The following is a 2,073-nucleotide window of genomic DNA, read 5'->3' on the forward strand; positions in this document are numbered from 1 at the left end:
AGCCGAGGGAAAGGGGCCTTCACGCGCTTCGGGGGTGGGCGCGCGGGTGCTGAGCGCGCCGGTTGTCATGAGGGGTCCCCATAGGACGAAATTTGTCCGATGGGGACCCCTCATGACACTCCGGACCTAGAGCGCGCGGCGGCCGGACAGGGCGCGGCCCAGCGTCAGCTCGTCCGCGAACTCCAGGTCACCGCCCATCGGCAGCCCCGACGCGAGCCGCGTCACCGTCAAGCCGGGGAAGTCGCGAAGCATCCGCACGAGGTACGTCGCGGTCGCCTCGCCCTCGGTGTTCGGGTCGGTCGCGATGATGATCTCGCTGATCTCCGCGCCGCCGATCCGCGCGAGCAGCTCACGCATGCGCAGCTGCTCCGGGCCGATGCCGGACAACGGGTCCAGCGCGCCGCCGAGCACGTGGTAGCGGCCCTTGAACTCGCGCGTCCGCTCGACGGCGAGCACGTCCTTGGGCTCCTCGACCACGCAGATGACCGTGAGGTCGCGGCGGGTGTCGCGGCAGATCCGGCAGGTCTCCTGTTCCGAGACGTTGCCGCAGACCTCGCAGAACTGCACGCCTTCCTTGACCTTGCCGAGCACTTCCTGCAAGCGCGCGATATCCGCGGGATCGGCCGCCAGCAGGTGGAAGGCGATCCGCTGCGCGCTCTTGGGACCGACGCCGGGCAACCGCCCGAGCTCGTCGATCAGATCCTGGACGACACCCTCGTACAAGCTAGCCGCCGAGCCCGGGGAAGCCGCCGAGGTCCGGCATCCCGCCGCCGAGGCCGCCGGCGAGCGGGCCGAGCTTCTGTTCGGTGAGCTTCTGCGCGTTGGCCGAAGCGTCCCGCACGGCCGCGACGACCAGGTCGGACAGGGTCTCGACGTCGTCGGGGTCGACCACCTTGGGGTCGATGGCCAACGACTTCAGCTGGCTGTCACCGGACACGGTCGCGGTGACGAGACCGCCGCCGGAAGTGCCGGTCACCTCCGTGTTGGCCAGCTCTTCCTGGGCTTCGACCAGCTTCTGCTGCATCTGCTGGGCCTGCTGCATGATCTGCGACAGGTCGAAACCGCCACCGGGTTGCACCATGATCCGATCGGTCCTCTCCTGGAAAATCCTGTGCCGCCTACCAGCCTAGCCGTCACGCGTATGGCACCGTTGGCGCCGTGCGACGACGGATGGGCCTGGTACTGGCGATCGGATTGACGCTGTTCGCGGCGTGCGGCGTGGACACCGCCGCGCCACCGGCGGGGAACCCTTCCGCCCCGGGTACCACGACGGTCTTCACGACCCTGCCGCAACCGAGCCCCTCGTCGAGCGCGCCGCCGCCGTCGTCGAGCGCGCCGCCGCCACCTCCCTCCACCCAGCAGCCGAAGACGGGCAAGGTCGTGGTGCTGGATCCCGGCCACAACGGCGGCAACGCGAGCAAACCGGGCGAGATCAACAAGCAGGTCCCGGCGGGGCGCGGCAAGACGAAACCGTGCAACACCACCGGCACTTCGACGAATTCCGGCTATTCCGAGCACGCGTTCACCTGGGATGTCTCGCAGCGGATCTCGCAAGCCTTGGCGGCCAAGGGAATCCGGGTCGTCCTCACCCGGCAGAACGACACCGGGGTCGGCCCCTGCGTCAACGAACGCGCCGCGATCGGGAACGAAGCTCAGGCGGACGCGGTCGTCTCGATCCACGCGGACGGCTCGAATTCCGCCGGAGCGCACGGATTCCACGTCGCGTATCCGGCTCCGCCGCTGAACGCGCAGCAGGGAGAGCCGTCGGTGAAGCTCGCGACGGCCCTGCGGGACGGCATCCGCGCGGGCGGCTTCCCGACGTCGACCTACCTCGGCTCGAACGGGCTCGCGCCGCGCGCCGACCTCGGCGGCCTCAACCTCTCGACCCGCCCCTCCGCGCTCGTCGAATGCGGGAACATGCGCAACGCCGACGAAGCCGCGGCGATGGCGAGCGAAGAGGGACGCCAGCAGTACGCCGCCGTCATCGCGAAGGCCATCGAGGACTACCTGGCCCGTTGACGTCCCGCGTTTCGTCCTCTGGATGCGGTACTTGCACACGCAAGTACCGCATCC

3 protein-coding genes are annotated in these 2,073 nt (G+C 69.5%); 1 reads left to right on the forward strand and 2 read right to left on the reverse strand.

Annotation, left to right across the window (positions count from 1 at the left end; all coding sequences use genetic code 11):
* Positions 1-126: 126 nt before the first annotated feature.
* Positions 127-723: a recombination mediator RecR gene (gene recR, locus CFP71_RS41880; protein ID WP_005166260.1), complete on the reverse strand. Its 597-nt coding sequence runs from the start codon at positions 721-723 to the stop codon at positions 127-129.
* Position 724: 1 nt separating this feature from the next.
* On the reverse strand, positions 725-1,081 hold the full coding sequence (locus CFP71_RS41885) for a YbaB/EbfC family nucleoid-associated protein (RefSeq protein ID WP_005166259.1): 357 nt from the start codon (positions 1,079-1,081) through the stop codon (positions 725-727).
* Positions 1,082-1,170: 89 nt separating this feature from the next.
* Between CFP71_RS41885 and CFP71_RS41890 the strand changes: the two genes are divergently transcribed.
* Positions 1,171-2,019 (forward strand): N-acetylmuramoyl-L-alanine amidase, encoded by an 849-nt coding sequence (locus tag CFP71_RS41890; RefSeq protein ID WP_093939408.1) that lies wholly within the window; start codon positions 1,171-1,173, stop codon positions 2,017-2,019.
* The last annotated feature ends 54 nt before the right edge of the window (positions 2,020-2,073 follow it).

The sequence above is a fragment of the Amycolatopsis thailandensis genome (genome assembly GCF_002234405.1).
In the GTDB taxonomy this organism is placed as follows: Bacteria; Actinomycetota; Actinomycetes; order Mycobacteriales; family Pseudonocardiaceae; genus Amycolatopsis; species Amycolatopsis thailandensis.